10 protein-coding genes, 2 tRNA genes, 2 rRNA genes and 1 riboswitch (1 of these 15 cut by a window edge) are annotated in these 16,213 nt (G+C 62.1%); of the genes, 6 read left to right on the top strand and 8 right to left on the bottom strand.

Annotated elements, in window-relative coordinates; translation table 11 throughout:
- The 4 genes from GWG65_RS34450 to GWG65_RS34435 form a co-directional block, all read right to left on the bottom strand.
- Positions 1 to 953: ribosomal RNA gene (locus tag GWG65_RS34450) — 23S ribosomal RNA — on the bottom strand (it extends 1,920 nt beyond the left edge of the window).
- Between the two features lie 425 nt (positions 954 to 1,378).
- A tRNA-Ala gene (locus GWG65_RS34445) sits at positions 1,379 to 1,454 on the bottom strand.
- Between the two features lie 33 nt (positions 1,455 to 1,487).
- Positions 1,488 to 1,564, bottom strand: a tRNA-Ile gene (locus GWG65_RS34440).
- Positions 1,565 to 1,792: 228 nt separating this feature from the next.
- Positions 1,793 to 3,281 (bottom strand): 16S ribosomal RNA (locus tag GWG65_RS34435).
- The 16S and 23S rRNA genes sit together here with 2 tRNA genes alongside, the layout of an rRNA operon.
- Positions 3,282 to 4,264: 983 nt before the next feature.
- Between GWG65_RS34435 and GWG65_RS34430 the strand changes: the two genes are divergently transcribed.
- The 3 genes from GWG65_RS34430 (at position 4,265) to GWG65_RS34420 (ending at position 7,199) form a co-directional block, all read left to right on the top strand.
- A complete protein-coding gene (locus GWG65_RS34430) occupies positions 4,265 to 6,328 on the top strand; it encodes a M23 family metallopeptidase (RefSeq protein WP_275199880.1) in 2,064 nt (687 codons plus the stop codon).
- A 159-nt stretch (positions 6,329 to 6,487) separates the two neighbouring features.
- Positions 6,488 to 6,850 carry an SPW repeat protein gene (locus tag GWG65_RS34425; RefSeq protein ID WP_275199879.1) on the top strand — a complete coding sequence of 121 codons (363 nt, stop codon included), beginning with the start codon at positions 6,488 to 6,490 and terminating at the stop codon, positions 6,848 to 6,850.
- Positions 6,851 to 6,932: 82 nt separating this feature from the next.
- On the top strand, positions 6,933 to 7,199 hold the full coding sequence (locus GWG65_RS34420) for a hypothetical protein (RefSeq protein WP_275199878.1): 267 nt from the start codon (positions 6,933 to 6,935) through the stop codon (positions 7,197 to 7,199).
- Positions 7,200 to 7,284: 85 nt separating this feature from the next.
- Here the strand turns inward: GWG65_RS34420 and clpB are convergent, their stop codons facing one another.
- Positions 7,285 to 9,924: an ATP-dependent chaperone ClpB gene (gene clpB, locus GWG65_RS34415; RefSeq protein WP_275199877.1), complete on the bottom strand. Its 2,640-nt coding sequence runs from the start codon at positions 9,922 to 9,924 to the stop codon at positions 7,285 to 7,287.
- Between the two features lie 271 nt (positions 9,925 to 10,195).
- On the opposite strand from clpB, the gene GWG65_RS34410 reads away from it, so the two are divergent.
- Entirely contained in the window at positions 10,196 to 10,984 is a 789-nt protein-coding gene (locus GWG65_RS34410; protein ID WP_275199876.1) for an MOSC domain-containing protein, read from the top strand.
- A gap of 113 nt (positions 10,985 to 11,097) precedes the next feature.
- On the opposite strand, the gene GWG65_RS34405 is transcribed toward GWG65_RS34410, so the two are convergent.
- Positions 11,098 to 11,838, bottom strand: coding sequence for a TIGR02594 family protein (locus GWG65_RS34405; RefSeq protein WP_275199875.1), 741 nt, complete (start codon positions 11,836 to 11,838; stop codon positions 11,098 to 11,100).
- A gap of 234 nt (positions 11,839 to 12,072) precedes the next feature.
- Here GWG65_RS34405 and GWG65_RS34400 point away from each other — a divergent pair, with 234 nt between their 5' ends.
- Positions 12,073 to 12,936: an alpha/beta hydrolase gene (locus tag GWG65_RS34400; RefSeq protein WP_275199874.1), complete on the top strand. Its 864-nt coding sequence runs from the start codon at positions 12,073 to 12,075 to the stop codon at positions 12,934 to 12,936.
- Between the two features lie 166 nt (positions 12,937 to 13,102).
- On the opposite strand, the gene metW is transcribed toward GWG65_RS34400, so the two are convergent.
- Positions 13,103 to 13,765 (bottom strand): methionine biosynthesis protein MetW, encoded by a 663-nt coding sequence (gene metW / locus GWG65_RS34395; protein WP_275199873.1) that lies wholly within the window; start codon positions 13,763 to 13,765, stop codon positions 13,103 to 13,105.
- A gap of 2 nt (positions 13,766 to 13,767) precedes the next feature.
- Positions 13,768 to 14,970, bottom strand: a complete 1,203-nt coding sequence (locus GWG65_RS34390; protein WP_275199872.1) for a homoserine O-acetyltransferase — start codon at positions 14,968 to 14,970, stop codon at positions 13,768 to 13,770.
- Between the two features lie 93 nt (positions 14,971 to 15,063).
- A riboswitch (SAM riboswitch) is annotated at positions 15,064 to 15,143 on the bottom strand.
- Between the two features lie 205 nt (positions 15,144 to 15,348).
- On the opposite strand from GWG65_RS34390, the gene GWG65_RS34385 reads away from it, so the two are divergent.
- Positions 15,349 to 16,197 carry a chorismate mutase gene (locus GWG65_RS34385; RefSeq protein ID WP_275199871.1) on the top strand — a complete coding sequence of 283 codons (849 nt, stop codon included), beginning with the start codon at positions 15,349 to 15,351 and terminating at the stop codon, positions 16,195 to 16,197.
- Positions 16,198 to 16,213: the final 16 nt, after the last annotated feature.

The following is a 16,213-nucleotide window of genomic DNA, read 5'->3' as shown; positions in this document are numbered from 1 at the left end:
ATCCGAGGCGATACCTAAATATCTTTCGCGGAGAACCAGCTATTTCCCAGTTTGATTGGCCTTTCACCCCTAACCACAAGTCATCGGAGCCTTTTTCAACAGGCACCCGTTCGGTCCTCCAGTGAGTGTTACCTCACCTTCAACCTGCTCATGGCTAGATCACTAGGTTTCGGGTCTAATACAACGAACTTGACGCCCTATTCAGACTCGCTTTCGCTACGCCTTCGCCTATCGGCTTAAGCTTGCTCGTTAAATTAAGTCGCTGGCCCATAATACAAAAGGTACGATGTCACCCAGAACGTATCTTGGGCTCCATCTGTTTGTAGGTGTCCGGTTTCAGGTCTATTTCACTCCCCTCGTCGGGGTGCTTTTCACCTTTCCCTCACGGTACTGGTTCACTATCGGTCGCTGAGGAGTACTTAGGCTTGGAGGGTGGTCCCCCCGCGTTCAGACAGGATTTCACGTGTCCCGCCTTACTCGTGGATACATCATCGCATTACTCGTACGGGGCTATCACCCTCTGAGGCCCAGCTTTCCTGACTGGTTCCGATTGTCTTTGATGTATCACTGGCCTGGTCCGCGTTCGCTCGCCACTACTAACGGAGTCTCTGTTGATGTCCTTTCCTCCAGGTACTTAGATGTTTCAGTTCCCTGGGTTTGCTTGAAACCTCCTATGTATTCAGAAGTCTCATACCTTCTCTTGATAACCGGAAATCCAAAACCTCTTCGATCGAAATCTAAAGGCCTGGCTTCTTCCATTATCTGGTCGAACCCCACACCGATGTCTTTCGACAAAGGTCTTGGAGTTCCGGCTATCGAAGGTGGGTTTCCCCATTCGGAAATCCATGGATCAAAGCTTCTTCGCAGCTCCCCACGGCTTATCGCAGCGTAGCACGTCCTTCATCGCCTCTCAGCGCCAAGGCATCCACCGAACACCCTTAAGGCACTTGATTGCTCTCATTATCAATGTCCACACACTCGGCAGAATGTTGTCTGCACAATTGCCAAGAGACCGAAATCTCTGCGGCACGCGCCCTCGATGAACGCTATGTGCAGCCGGACATTGATTAGAAAGACCAGCTTGCTTCGTAAGATCGTTCCGATAGCGAGGCGGTCAAGCTTCGCTAAAAGGATCATTTACAACTCGCCCGTCTTTCAGACGCAGCCTTGTGAGCCACACTGAAAGGCGCGCAAGCGCCGAAATGATCCGGAGATAATGAAGTATCGCGCAACAATTGCTGCACGATCCAACTCGGATCGATCTCCTCTTTACGATGTCAGAAATCACGCAACCTCACTGTCCATCCGGACTAGTGGGCGCGAAGTGATGTTTCGCGGACGATTATCGGTGCACGACGCGCCGGCCATTCAAACCATCTGGTGGAGCCAGACGGGATCGAACCGACGACCTCATGCTTGCAAAGCACGCGCTCTCCCAGCTGAGCTATGGCCCCGTAACCAGAAGACGAATGCTCGCTCGATGAAAGTGGTGGGCCTGGGAAGACTTGAACTTCCGACCTCACGCTTATCAAGCGCGCGCTCTAACCAACTGAGCTACAAGCCCCTAACGCATATCCTTCAAGGACAGGGTCTTGCTCGCGTGCGGCACAGGGCGACTAGCGCCGAATGCAATCGCACAGCGCAGCCCTGGCGCGTGTTCGTCCGCGAAGAAAGAGAAACGTAGACGGCGAAATCCCGCCAATGGAGCTCAACGATCTGGCGATCTGTTGGCCCCTGATGTTTCTAAAACGATCCGATAGTGAGCCGAAGCTCGCTGAAGGATCATCCTTAGAAAGGAGGTGATCCAGCCGCAGGTTCCCCTACGGCTACCTTGTTACGACTTCACCCCAGTCGCTGACCCTACCGTGGCCGGCTGCCTCCCTTGCGGGTTAGCGCACCGTCTTCAGGTAAAACCAACTCCCATGGTGTGACGGGCGGTGTGTACAAGGCCCGGGAACGTATTCACCGTGGCGTGCTGATCCACGATTACTAGCGATTCCAACTTCATGGGCTCGAGTTGCAGAGCCCAATCCGAACTGAGACGGCTTTTTGAGATTTGCGAAGGGTTGCCCCTTAGCGTCCCATTGTCACCGCCATTGTAGCACGTGTGTAGCCCAGCCCGTAAGGGCCATGAGGACTTGACGTCATCCCCACCTTCCTCGCGGCTTATCACCGGCAGTCTCCTTAGAGTGCTCAACTAAATGGTAGCAACTAAGGACGGGGGTTGCGCTCGTTGCGGGACTTAACCCAACATCTCACGACACGAGCTGACGACAGCCATGCAGCACCTGTGTTCCAGGCTCCGAAGAGAAGGTCACATCTCTGCGACCGGTCCTGGACATGTCAAGGGCTGGTAAGGTTCTGCGCGTTGCGTCGAATTAAACCACATGCTCCACCGCTTGTGCGGGCCCCCGTCAATTCCTTTGAGTTTTAATCTTGCGACCGTACTCCCCAGGCGGAATGCTTAAAGCGTTAGCTGCGCCACTAGTGAGTAAACCCACTAACGGCTGGCATTCATCGTTTACGGCGTGGACTACCAGGGTATCTAATCCTGTTTGCTCCCCACGCTTTCGTGCCTCAGCGTCAGTACCGGGCCAGTGAGCCGCCTTCGCCACTGGTGTTCTTGCGAATATCTACGAATTTCACCTCTACACTCGCAGTTCCACTCACCTCTCCCGGACTCAAGATCTTCAGTATCAAAGGCAGTTCTGGAGTTGAGCTCCAGGATTTCACCCCTGACTTAAAAACCCGCCTACGCACCCTTTACGCCCAGTGATTCCGAGCAACGCTAGCCCCCTTCGTATTACCGCGGCTGCTGGCACGAAGTTAGCCGGGGCTTATTCTTGCGGTACCGTCATTATCTTCCCGCACAAAAGAGCTTTACAACCCTAGGGCCTTCATCACTCACGCGGCATGGCTGGATCAGGCTTGCGCCCATTGTCCAATATTCCCCACTGCTGCCTCCCGTAGGAGTTTGGGCCGTGTCTCAGTCCCAATGTGGCTGATCATCCTCTCAGACCAGCTACTGATCGTCGCCTTGGTAGGCCATTACCCTACCAACTAGCTAATCAGACGCGGGCCGATCTTTCGGCGATAAATCTTTCCCCGTAAGGGCTTATCCGGTATTAGCACAAGTTTCCCTGTGTTGTTCCGAACCAAAAGGTACGTTCCCACGCGTTACTCACCCGTCTGCCGCTGACGTATTGCTACGCCCGCTCGACTTGCATGTGTTAAGCCTGCCGCCAGCGTTCGCTCTGAGCCAGGATCAAACTCTCAAGTTGAACTTGAAACTTCGAACCGGCTGATCACAACGTTTGACGAGGTCCCACCATTTTTCGTCGACCGAAGTCGACGAGCTGCCCGCGATTCACATCGCTGGCAACGATGGTGTAACCTTTGAAACGTGTACCGCCGAAGTCTTTCGTTCCCTCCCAGAACTCAAAAGCCGAAGCCTTCAAGTATTCCGAGAGGCGCAAGGACTCCGCCGTCCACGTTTCTCTTTCTTCATCTTCACTTGTCAAACAGCCCGGGACCAGGAGGCCCCAACCTTCCTTGGGAGGAAGGGCTCCGACACCCTTACCGACGATGAATGAACTCCAATCGACTTACGTCGATTGTTGTGTCACTCAACAAGGTGAGGAGCATCAGTGGCGCGTTCGCTCGCCTTGGTCAGTGACCCGGCGGCGCCGCGCTCAGTGGTCGGGTTATAGGCCCCCTCGCTCGGGATTGTCAACGGCCATTGTCAACAAATCGTCGCACGGTGGATCGTTGGAAATATTCGCATGTTTCCAGACGGTTAGCGATGTCGTGAGCGGGCGGGTCGATGCGGCACCGTGAAAAAACTCAAAAAAAGTTTGCGCTCCGGGGGGCTCCGGAGCCGGCCTGCGGTGCCCCTCTGAGGAGCCCCCGGCGCCGGGCCGTTCAGGAAACTTTTTCCGTATTAGGCGCCGTACTTGAGCCACATTCCCGCGGCGTTCTGGTACAGACAAGCTTGAATCGCAGGGATGCCAGTGGGGGCTGCCGGCGGTTTTCATGAGGTCCGAGGAAGGCGACCTTAGCGATGAAGCGGCCTTCTTCAGACATTCGAGAGACATCGAGAGACCTTCACCTGCCTAGCTGTTCGTCATTTCGGCCAGGCCCCGTCGGGGCTTTCTGAGCACGGACGCCTGCGCGGCTTGCGCTTTATCCCGCGATCCCCCGTTGAGAGGGCGACCAGGGCAAAGCGCGAAACGAGGTTTTTGGTCGTTGATTTGGGGGACTTCGGTTGAACCACAGGACGTCGCGCGGCGGTTATGGGCGTGAAACCGGGATCATCGATCTCGGCCACGAGCCGCCGCTGTCCGTCGATGGTTCTGAAGCCGCCGTGATCGATCGCCGCCGCGTCTCGGTGCAATGGTTCAGCGGGACAATTCTGACCGGACTGTGCGGCGCAGCCCTGATCGGCGGCGCCGTTTTCGCATCTCTCGACGGCGAGATGACCTTCGCCAAGGTGCCAGAGCGGGTCGAAGGCGCGCTGCGCGGCGCATTCGGCGCAGCTGACCGCGCCGCGACGCTGCACAAGAGCGACCGCCTGCCGCCGCCAAGCGAATCCACCGCCTCGCGCAACATCGTGCGCGTCTCCACCGTCGCCCGCGTCGGCAATCGCGACGTGATGCGGGTGCGCCCGTTCGTCCGGATCGCCGGCAATCTGTCGATGACGACGAGCGATCTGTCGGCCAAGATTCCGCCGTTCAACGCCCAGCGCCTGCTCACCGATGTCGGCTCCGATCCCAAGGCCGCGGCCGACGATCCCAACAATCCCGAAGCCGTCGAGCCCGACGCCGAGGTCTCCTTCGTCACCAAGGACCTGTCGCCGGTGCTGCCGAAGGCCAAGATTTCCGCAGTGGTGGCGCTCGACGACATCCTGATGCGGGTGCGCGATGCCGCCAACTGGCGCGGCAATGGCGGCGTCCGCTACGCCTCGCTCGCCAGCGCCGCCGCCGACGTCTCCGGCGCGATCGGGGCCTCCGACATCAGAAGCGCCTACGCCGCTGAAGTGTCGCCGTCCGACCCCTATGCCGGCTTCGAGACGCGCGTGGTGCCGGAAAACGTCACGCTGCTGCCCAAGACCAAGGAGCAGATCACCGGCGGCAATCCCAACGGCGAGCGTGTCCATGTCGTCAAGAAAGGCGACAGCGTCGCCGCCGTGCTGCGCGATCTCGGCGCCACGCCTGAGGAAATCAAGGCGATCGCGTCGACGCTCGGCCCGCGTGGCCGCGACGGCGGCCTGAAGGAAGGCGAAAAGCTCCGCATCCTGATGGCGCCTGCAAGCCCCGGCGCCCGGCTGCAGCCCTACCGCGTCGTCGTCGCCAACGAGACCATGGTCGAGGCGATCGCGGCGCTGTCCGATCTCGGCAAATACGTCGCAGTCGACGTCTCCAGCATGAACACCGTCGCTGATGCCGCGGCCAACGCCAACAGCGACGACGATGATGATGACGACGGCACCGGCGTGCGGCTGTACCAGAGCATCTACGAGACCGCGATGCGCAACAAGGTGCCGATGCCGGTCATCGACGACATGATCAAGATCTATTCGTACGACGTCGATTTCCAGCGCAAGGTGCAGCCGGGCGATTCCTTCGACGTGTTCTACGCCGGCGAGGACGAGGGCGTGACAGCGACGGAAAAGAACGACGTGTTGTTCGCCTCGCTGACAGTCGGCGGCGAAACCAAGAAGTACTACCGCTTCCAGAGTCCCGATGACGGGGTCGTCGACTACTATGACGAGAGCGGCAAGAGCGCGAAGAAATTCCTGGTCCGCAAACCCGTCAACAGCGCCATCATGCGCTCCGGTTTCGGCGGCCGCCGCCACCCGATCCTGGGCTATGTGAAGATGCACACCGGCGTCGACTGGGCGACGGCCTACGGCACGCCGATCTTCGCCGCCGGCAACGGCGTGATCGAGAAGGCCCAGCTCGAAGGCGGCTACGGCAAGTACATCCGCATAAAGCACAACAACGGGTATGAGACCGCTTACGGCCATTTGTCGGCCTTCGCCAAAGGCATGGAGGCCGGCAAGAAGGTGCGGCAGGGACAGGTCATCGGCTTTGTCGGCTCGACCGGCCAGTCGACAGGGCCACACGTCCACTATGAGATCCTGGTCAACGGCCGCTTCGTCGACCCGATGCGCGTGAAACTACCGCGCGGCCGTTCGCTGGAAGGCCCGATGCTGGCAGGCTTCGAGAAGGAGCGCGACCGGCTCGACGGCATGATGAGCGGCCGCGGCGGCGCCATCGCCCGCATGTCGGATGCGACCGGCGGGCCGCTGCAGGTGACGAACCGGTAGCCTGCCCCGCTTGCAGACGATCGGCCGCCGCGCGCCGCGGCGGGCTGCTCCCGCCCCCATTCGCATTCAATTCATTCAATTTTCCTGGAACCCTTGGGAACCCGGCGGGCAGCAGTCCGGTTGGTTTGCCATGAGGGGCAGGGCTGAATGGAGCATGCCATGGAGAATTGGACGAACGCAAAACTGTGCGACGTCGCAAACCTGGTCCTCGGCGCATTCCTGTTCTTTTCGCCGTGGATGTTCGGCTTCGACGCCGGAGCGGCTTCCCAAAACGCGTATATCGCGGGCATCGTGATCGCAATTTTGGCCATCGCGGCGCTTGCCGCCTTCGCAGTATGGGAAGAGTGGCTGAACCTGATCGTCGGCCTGTGGACGCTCATCGCGCCTTGGGTACTTGGGTTCCAGGGTTCCAAGACGGCGATGACAATCCACGTGGTGGTCGGCATCGCGGTTGCTGCGCTGGCCGCGATCGAGCTCTGGCTCATGTCCCAGAACCCGCCGCGGCTGACCACGGGCCGTTGAGATCTCGAGCCTGAAATCTCACCACAGTAGCGACCCCTCCGCCCGTTGCGGTGGGGTGCGCTATCGAGCCATGGAGAGTGCCATGACACGCCTGACGCGCGAGGACGTCAGCAAGGCGATCAGCGGGGCCGACGACGTCACCATCGCCCAGATCATCGGAACCGGAGCAACGGTCGACGAACTCGCCGAAGCCCAGGCATGGCTCGCCAATGACGAGCCCATGATCAACGAGCTGAGACCGTTGGCCCAGGGCCGCGTGCGTGAGCTGGTGGACATCCTCTCGGAGCTCGAAGAGGAGGACGAGGAGGACGAGGCGCCCGCTTCCGGCTCCGCGTCCGCAACCGGTTAGACAAGCCAGCCGACCTGACACAACAATTCGCCCCGGAGAAGAGACCTCTCCGGGGCGGTCTGTGGCTGGCGGCGCGCGCCAGCGATCAGTTCAGCTTGCGCTTGGACACTGGCGCCTCGAACTGGGCGATTTCCGCGGTCTGCGGCGCCTGGCCGTTGAAGGTCAGCACGTTGCCTTCGGACGAGATCGCAACCGTATCGCCGTCCCTGACATCGCCGGCCAGAATCATCTCGGCGAGCGGATCCTGGAGATAGCGCTGGATCACCCGCTTCAGCGGCCTGGCGCCGTAGGCGGGATCCCAGCCCTTGGCGGCGAGCCAGTCCCGCGCAGCCGTATCGAGCTTCAGCACGATCTTGCGATCGACGAGGAGCTTCTCGAGCCGCGCGAACTGGATCTCGACGATCCGTCCCATCTCGCTCTTCTGCAAACGGTGGAACAGGATGATCTCGTCGACGCGGTTCAGGAACTCGGGGCGGAAATGCGCCCGCACCATTCCCATCACGTGCTCGCGCACGGCTGAGGTGTCTTCGCCTTCCGGTTGATTCACCAGAAACTCCGAACCGAGGTTCGAGGTCATGATGATCAGCGTGTTGCGGAAATCGACGGTACGGCCTTGGCCATCGGTCAGGCGGCCGTCGTCGAGCACCTGCAACAGCACGTTGAACACATCCGGATGCGCCTTCTCGATCTCGTCGAACAACACGACCTGGTAAGGCCGGCGCCGCACCGCTTCGGTCAGCGCGCCGCCCTCGTCATAGCCGACATAGCCTGGAGGCGCGCCGATCAGACGCGAGACCGAGTGCTTCTCCATGTATTCAGACATGTCGAGGCGGACCATCGCGGTCTCGTCGTTGAAAAGATATTCCGCCAGGGCTTTGGTCAGTTCGGTCTTGCCGACGCCGGTCGGCCCCAGGAACATGAACGAACCGGTCGGCCGGTTCGGGTCCTGCAGCCCTGCGCGCGAGCGGCGCACGGCGGTCGCGACCGCCCGCACGGCCTCGGCCTGGCCGACCACGCGCCGTCCGAGCTGATCCTCCATCTTGAGCAGCTTTTCCTTCTCGCCCTCGAGCATCTTGTCGACGGGCACGCCGGTCCAGCGCGAGACCACCTGCGCGATGTGGCTGGCGGTGACCGCCTCCTCCATCATCTCGCCGGAATTCTCCTTGGCCTCGATATCGGCGAGCTGCTTCTCGAGCTCCGGGATCCGGCCATAGGCCAGCTCGCCGGCGCGCTGGAATTCGCCGCGCCGCTGCGCGTTGGCAAGCTCGACGCGCAAGCCATCGAGCTCGGCCTTCAGCTTCTGGGCGTTGGAGAGCTTGTTCTTCTCCGCGCTCCAGCGCGAGGTGAGCGCCGCAGACTTCTCCTCGAGCTCGACCAGCTCCTTCTCGAGCGCCTCGAGGCGGGTCTTCGAGCCGAGATCGGTTTCCTTCTTCAGGGCTTCCTGCTCGATCTTGAGCCGGATGATCTCGCGGTCCAGCGAATCCAGCTCTTCCGGCTTGGAATCGACCTGCATCTTCAGCCGCGCAGCCGCCTCGTCCATCAGGTCGATCGCCTTGTCGGGCAGGAAGCGGTCGGTGATGTAGCGGTTGGAGAGCGTCGCGGACGCAACAAGCGCGGAATCAGAGATCCGCACGCCGTGGTGCTGCTCGTACTTGTCCTTCAATCCGCGCAGGATCGAGATGGTGTCCTCGACCGAAGGTTCGCTGACGAAGATCGGCTGGAAGCGCCGCGCCAGCGCCGCATCTTTCTCGACATGCTTCTGGTACTCGTCGAGCGTGGTGGCGCCGATGCAGTGCAGCTCGCCGCGGGCCAGCGCCGGCTTGAGCAGGTTGGACGCATCCATCGCGCCGTCAGCCTTGCCGGCGCCGATCAGCGTGTGCATCTCGTCGATGAACAGGACGAAGCTGCCGGAGGCCGCCGTCACTTCCTGGAGTACGGCCTTTAGCCGCTCCTCGAACTCGCCGCGGTATTTTGCGCCGGCGATCAGCGCGCCGAGATCGAGCGAGAGCAGCTTCTTGTCCTTGAGGCTTTCTGGCACGTCGCCATTGACGATGCGCAGCGCCAGGCCTTCGGCGATGGCGGTCTTGCCAACGCCGGGCTCGCCGATCAGGACGGGGTTGTTCTTGGTGCGGCGCGACAGCACCTGGATGGTGCGGCGGATCTCCTCGTCGCGGCCGATAACCGGGTCGAGCTTGCCGTCGCGGGCGGCCTGAGTCAGGTCGCGGGCATATTTCTTCAGCGCATCATAGGCATTCTCGGCCGTCGCACTGTCCGCGGTGCGGCCCTTGCGCAGCGCCTCGATTGCGGCGTTGAGATTTTGCGGGGTGACGCCGCCCTTGGCCAGGATCGCACCGGCCTCGCTGGCTTTCTCCAGCGCCAGGCCGAGCAGCAGCCGCTCCACGGTGACAAAACTGTCGCCGGCCTTCTCGCCTGCCTTTTCAGCGGCATCGAAAGTGCGGGCAAGCTCGGGCGCCAGATAGATCTGTCCGGCACCGCCACCACTGACCTTCGGCACCTTGTTCAGGGCCTCCTCGGTCGCCTTCAGAATTGCACGGGAATTGCCGCCGGCACGGTCAATCAGACCGGCAGCCAGCCCCTCATTGTCGTCCAGCAGGACCTTTAGCAGGTGCAGAGTCGAAAACTGCTGGTGCCCCTCGCGCATCGCGAGCGACTGCGCGGACTGGATGAAGCCCCTGGAGCGTTCTGTATACTTCTCGATGTTCATATCTTTTCTGTCCCTCGGCCTGCCCCTGGAGCCCTCAAAGGCACTCCAGACGGCATCTTCATTGGGTTTCCGCTGGCCGCATTGAGCTTTCTCAAGCGGCAACGGTCGTTATCAGCCAGCGCTGGCGCCGGCCTGACCCAGATGTGGGAAGCGGGCCTTGGGATCGGAAGAGGCCACTTCACAATTTCGTGCGCGACAAATGCCGGGCTGAAATCGCCCGCTTGGCGCCGCCCGGCCGAATCCCTTAAGTAGCGCCATGACATCAAGTGCCATGACAAGCAGCATGACTGCCGAGATCACCGGCCTCTATCGTTACCCTATCAAGGGCCTGACGCCGGAGCCTCTGCCCCGCGCCCCGTTGCGGGTCGGCCAGACCCTGCCCGCGGACCGTCGCTACGCCATCGAGAACGGCCCGAGCGGGTTCGATCCCGAGGCGCCGGCGTGGATGCCCAAAACCCAGTTTTTGATGCTGATGCGCAATGAGCGGCTGGCTGCCCTCGACAGCCGCTTCGAGGACGCGACCAACCTGCTGACGATCCGCAAGGACGGCAAGATCGTCGCCAGCGGCGATCTGGAGACGGCGGCCGGGCGCGCCGCCATCGAGGCCTACTTCACCGAGAATTTTCAGCCCGAGCTTCGGGGCGCTCCGAAGCTCCTGTCCGGCCGCGACCACAGCTTTTCCGACGTCGCCCGCAAGGTCGTCTCGATCATCAATCTCGGCAGCGTCCGCGCCATCGAGACCATGCTCGGCGGGGTCGCCGTCCATCCCCTGCGCTTCCGCGCCAACCTTTATGTCCAGGGCTGGCCGGCCTGGTCAGAACTCGACCTCGTCGGCCAGACGCTCGCGATCGGGGCAGCCCGCCTCAAGGTGGTCAAGCGTATCGTTCGCTGCGCGGCCACCAATGTCGATCCGAACACCGCAAAACGCGATCTCGAAATCCCGCCCACGCTCTCGCGCGGCCTCGGCCACATGGACTGCGGCATCTATGCCGAGGTGATCGCCGACGGCGACATCGGCGTCGGCGACACAATCGCGGTGGAAGAGCCGAAGGTGGTGTGACGGGACGCGGGTTCAACACACTCCGTCATTGCGAGGAGCGAAGCGACGAAGCAATCCAGACTGCCACCGCGGGAAGATTCTGGATTGCTTCGCTTCGCTCGCAATGACGGACGTTAGTTCGGCGTCACATACGCATAGATCCGGCCGCGCGAGACCGGCGCCTCGCGGACGCGGTTGCCGTTGTTGCCGGAGATCATGATCGGATTGCCCTGCGCGTCGATGCCGGTGATGATGCCGACATGGCCGCCGCCGCGCCGTCCCATCACCGCGATGGCGCCGACCTGCGGACCGGAGACACGGGTGCCGTAACGCGCGAACGAATTCGCCATGTCAGAGCCGGTGCCGCGATGGCCGGTGTGCTCCAGCACCATGTTCATGAAGCGCGCGCACCACAGGCTGCCACGGCCGGTCGGATTGCCGCCGACATAGCGGCGCGCCTCGGACACCAGGCCCGATCCGCCACCGAAGCCGCCGCCGTTCATTGCCATTTCACCGCTGCCGCTCGTAACCATTCGACCGCTGCCGCTCATGGCCATTCGCCTGCTCCCGCTCGTGGCCATGCCACCGCCGCCGTTCATGGCCATGCCGCCGCTATCGGCGTTCGGATCATAGCTGGCCTGCGTGTTGGCGAACCCGTTCGCCTGCAATTGCGCCGCGCTGCGCTCGAAGCGCGAGCTGCGTGTATGATGCCGGTAATGATGGTGCCTGCTGGCGTGATGCACGTAAGCGTGCCGCTCTGCGCTATGACGATGAGGCCGCGCTGACGCCGGAGACGTGAATGCGGCGACCGCCGCGAAGAAGAGAGCCAGCGCGAGGACACAGCGCGACAGGCGAGACGCAAACAACTCGAACATTCTTCATCCTTGGTTGACACCCCCAATCCCCATCGGCCAGTGCGGTGGCCGACATCCACGGGCCGTAAAGACTGTCGATGTGGCGAGAAAAAGACCCAATGCGACAGCGACAAATTCACCTTCGGGGAAATGCTGCGATGATTTTGTGTCACTGCTGGTCTAATGCTGCCGCATTGCGGACAACAGCGTTAACTGCGATCTTCGGCAGACGGCTTTACGAGAGGGAAACAGTTAATGCCCCACGCCACGACCAGGGACGACGTCCGCATCTATTTCGAAGAAGCGGGTCAGGGAACGCCGATCATTTTTCTGCACGAGTTCGCCGCCGACTACAGCAATTGGGAGCCGCAGATGCGTTACTTCTCGCGCGGCCATCGCTGCATCACCTATTCCGCGCGGGGCTATACGCCGTCGGATGTGCCGGCAAGCGAGGTCTACACCTACGAACACTTCTACACGGACGCGCTCGCCGTGCTGGATCATCTCAAGATCGATCGCGCGCATCTCGTCGGGCTCTCGATGGGTGCGTACTCGTCATTGCAGATCGGGCTCAACGCTCCGCAGCGCGCGCTGTCGATGACGCTGGCCGGCGTCGGCTCCGGCTCGGAGATCGAGAACCTCGAGGCCTGGCGCAAGCAGTGCCGCGCCAATGCCGAGCAATTCGAGACGCTCGGCTCCGCTGAAGTGGCAAAGGTCACGCGCGAGGCGCCGAGCCGGATTCCCTTCCTGGTCAAGGATCCGCGCGGCCACGCGGATTTCTACGCCGCGCTGGCCAGGCACGATGCCAAGGGATCAGCCAACACCATGCGCGGCTTCCAGGGTGGCCGTCCCTCGATCTACACGATGACGGATGCGATCAAGCGCGTCGCGACGCCCGCGCTGATCATCTGCGGCGACGAGGATGACCCATGCGTCGGGCCGAGCCTGTTCCTGAAGAAGCATTTGCCCGCGGCCGGACTCGCGATGTTCCCGAAGTCCGGCCACGTGCTCAATCTCGAAGAGCCCGCGCTGTTCAACCAAGCGGTTGAGCGGTTCGTCACGCTGGTGGAAGCGGGGCGGTGGCCGGTGCGAGATCCGCGGTCGGTGGCGGCTGGTTAGCGGAAGCCGTCCGCGCCGTCAGCTCCTCATCCTGAGGAGCGCGCTCTTGCGCGCGTCTCGAAGGATGAAGGCCCCGTCGGTGGCCTCGCCCTTCGAGATGCCGCTACGCGGCACCTCAGGGTGAGGGTCTACTGGATTGCTTCGCGCGCCCCGGAATGACGAGATGCTACTTCCCGCCGCCGCGCGTGAGCAGAAACACGCCCTGCTCGCCGAACAGATTCCACACCCACCACGGCATCCGCAGCCGCAGCGGGCGGCCGTAGAGGTCGAGCGCTTCGGCGCGCTCCATCTTGACGTGGATCGCGTCGCAGAGCTCGACGAAATCCTTGATCGTGCAGAAGTGGATGTTGGCGGTGTCGTACCAGCTTGCCGGCAGATTCTCAGTGCGCGGCATGTGGCCGCCGACCAGGAGCTGGAGCCGCATCTTCCAGAAGCCGAAGTTCGGGAACGACACGATGGCGCGGCGGCCGATGCGCAAGAGGTTCTCCAGCACAACCTTGGGCTGCCGCGTCGCCTGCAGCGTCTGCGACAGGATCACGTAGTCGAAGGTATCGTCGGGATAATTGACGAGGTCGGTGTCGGCATCGCCCTGCACCACGGCAAGGCCCTTGGCGACGCAACGGTTGACACCCTCGCGCGACAGCTCGATGCCGCGACCGTCAATGCCTCGGGTCTCCAGAAGCTGAAGCAGATTGCCGTCGCCGCAGCCGACGTCGAGCACTTTCGAACCGGGCTTGACCATTCCGGCGACCAGCAGATGATCGGCGCGAAACTGGCCGGACCGTTCAGCCGCAAGGCCGCCCAGCGGCAGCACCTCCTGTACAGACATCGCTAGCCGTCCCTGGTCGTGAGCCCGCGCGCCTTGCCTGCCGATTGCAGGAAGGCGCGGGAGATGTCGAAGAATTCGGGCACGTCGAGCAGAAAGGCGTCATGACCGCGATCGGTTTCGATCTCGGCAAACGACACCCGCGCACTTGACGCATTCAGCGCATGCACCAGCGCGCGCGATTCCGAAGTCGGGAACAGCCAGTCGCTGGTGAAGGAGACCACGCAGAAGCGGGTCTGGATGCCGACGAACGCTTTCGCCAGCACGCCGCCATGGTCGGCAGCGATGTCGAAATAGTCCATCGCACGCGTCAGATAGAGATAGGAGTTGGCATCGAAGCGCTCGACGAAAGACGAGCCCTGGTAGCGCAAATAGCTCTCGACCTGGAAATCGGCATCGAACGAGAAGGTCGGCAGCTCGCGGTCCTGCATGCGCCGCCCGAACTTGCGATGCAGCGCGGCGTCCGAGAGATAAGTGATGTGCGCCGCCATCCGCGCTACAGCGAGCCCACGATGTGGATGGATTCCGTGATCGGCATAGCCGCCACTGTGCCAGTCGGGATCGGCCATCACGGCCTGGCGGCCAAGCTCGTGAAACGCGATGTTCTGCGCCGAGTGCCGCGTCGAGCAGGCGATCGCCAGCGCGGAGAATACGCGGGCCGGATACGCCGCGGTCCATTGCAGCACCTGCATGCCGCCCATCGAGCCACCAATCACCGCGAATAGGGTGTCGATGCCGAGGCGGTCGATCAGCATCGCCTGCGCCCGCACCATGTCGGGAATGGTGATGACCGGGAAATCCAGACCCCACACCTTTCCCGTTGCGGGATTGATCGAAGCGGGCCCGGTCGAACCCATGCAGCCACCGATCACGTTGGTGCAGATGATGAAGTACTGGCTGGGATCAATCGGACGGCCGGGGCCCACGAGGGTCTCCCACCATCCGGGCTTGCCCGTGACGGGATGCACATTGGCGACGTGCTGGTCGCCGGTCAGCGCATGGCAGATCAAAACGGCGTTTGAGCGCGCGGCGTTGAGCTCGCCATAGGTCTGGTAGGCGATCTGGAATGGGGTGAGATCGATGCCGCAATCGAGCCGCAGCGGCTGATCGGCGCCGAAATGCGCGACCGGCGAGCTCGGATGATCCACCTCGTGCGACCGTTCGTCGGCACTAATCGCGGGACTGGGAATCGCCTTGACGCCAACCATCTTAGACCATCGTCCTGGTTTGCGGTCAGACTCTTGACCGCCACTGACTTCAGGCCATGAAAAACCCGGCCTGAACGATAGGTTCGGCCGGGATCGAAAGCGTCCCCGGCCTGTTTAGCGAGTTTTTTAACGTGGCTGCAAGCCGGCCGGCTCAAATGACCACGGAACAAGGAAATCCTACCGGCTTGGGCTGTTTTCGTCAAGCGAAGGTCCGAATCAGCCTAATTCGTCCCAGCAATGTCAGCCGAGAACAGCGCCATTTCTCTTTGCTTTCGGCCTCCATCCTGCCTAATCAGGACGTCGATCGCAGCGGATCCGGCTTTGCCAATTTGCCTGGCCGATCTGCATTGAAACGCCTCTCAGCAGCACTTCACAGATATGCCCCAACGTCCGCCCGCACCACCATCGTTGCAGGAATTGCGCAAGGAGATCGATGCGATCGACGAGGGCATGCATCGCCTCCTGATGCAGCGTGGCGACATCATCGACCGCCTGATCCAGGTGAAGCAGACCCAGGAGGTCGGCTCGGCGTTCCGCCCGGCGCGCGAGGCCGCCATGATGCGTGACCTCGTGCAGCGTCATCGCGGTATCCTGCCGCTCGACACCGTCGAGAGCATCTGGCGCGTCATCATCTCGACGTTCACTTATGTGCAGGCGCCGTTCTCGGTGCATGCCGACATCGCGGTGAGCGAGCCTGCGATGCGCGATTCCGCCCGCTTCCATTTCGGCTTCACGGTGCCCTATGTCGCGCATTTCAGCGCGCAGGCCGCGGTCGAGGCGGTGGCCAAATCCAAGGGCGATCTGGCGCTGGTCTCGGCGACTTCGAGCCGTACGCCGTGGTGGCTGTCGCTGGAGGCGGCCGGCATGCCGAAGATCATCGCGCGGCTGCCCTTCGTCGAGCGTGCCGACCATCCGGCGGCGCTGCCGGTGTTCGTGGTCTCGCGCGTGGCCGACAGCGCCATGGTGACGGAGGTCGAGACCTTCAGCGTGCGCGTATCGGGGTGGAACGCCGACGTCGCGCGGGCGCTGTCGCCGCTCGCCGAGATCGTCGCCGTGCCCGATACCGCTTTCGACGGCGCGGCCCTGCTGATCTCGGTCACGGCTACGAGCAGCCTCGACAAAATCAAGGCTGCCCTGATCGAAGCGGGGGCCTCGGTGCGCTCCACAGCCCTCGTCGGCAGCCACGCAACACGCTATACGGTGCCCCCGACCGGGTCGAAATCGTAAGTCACGAGCCGCCTGC

The organism is Bradyrhizobium sp. CSA207, from assembly GCF_029051685.1.
Lineage (GTDB): Bacteria > Pseudomonadota > Alphaproteobacteria > Rhizobiales > Xanthobacteraceae > Bradyrhizobium.
This window is presented reverse-complemented; position numbering and strand designations above follow the sequence as displayed.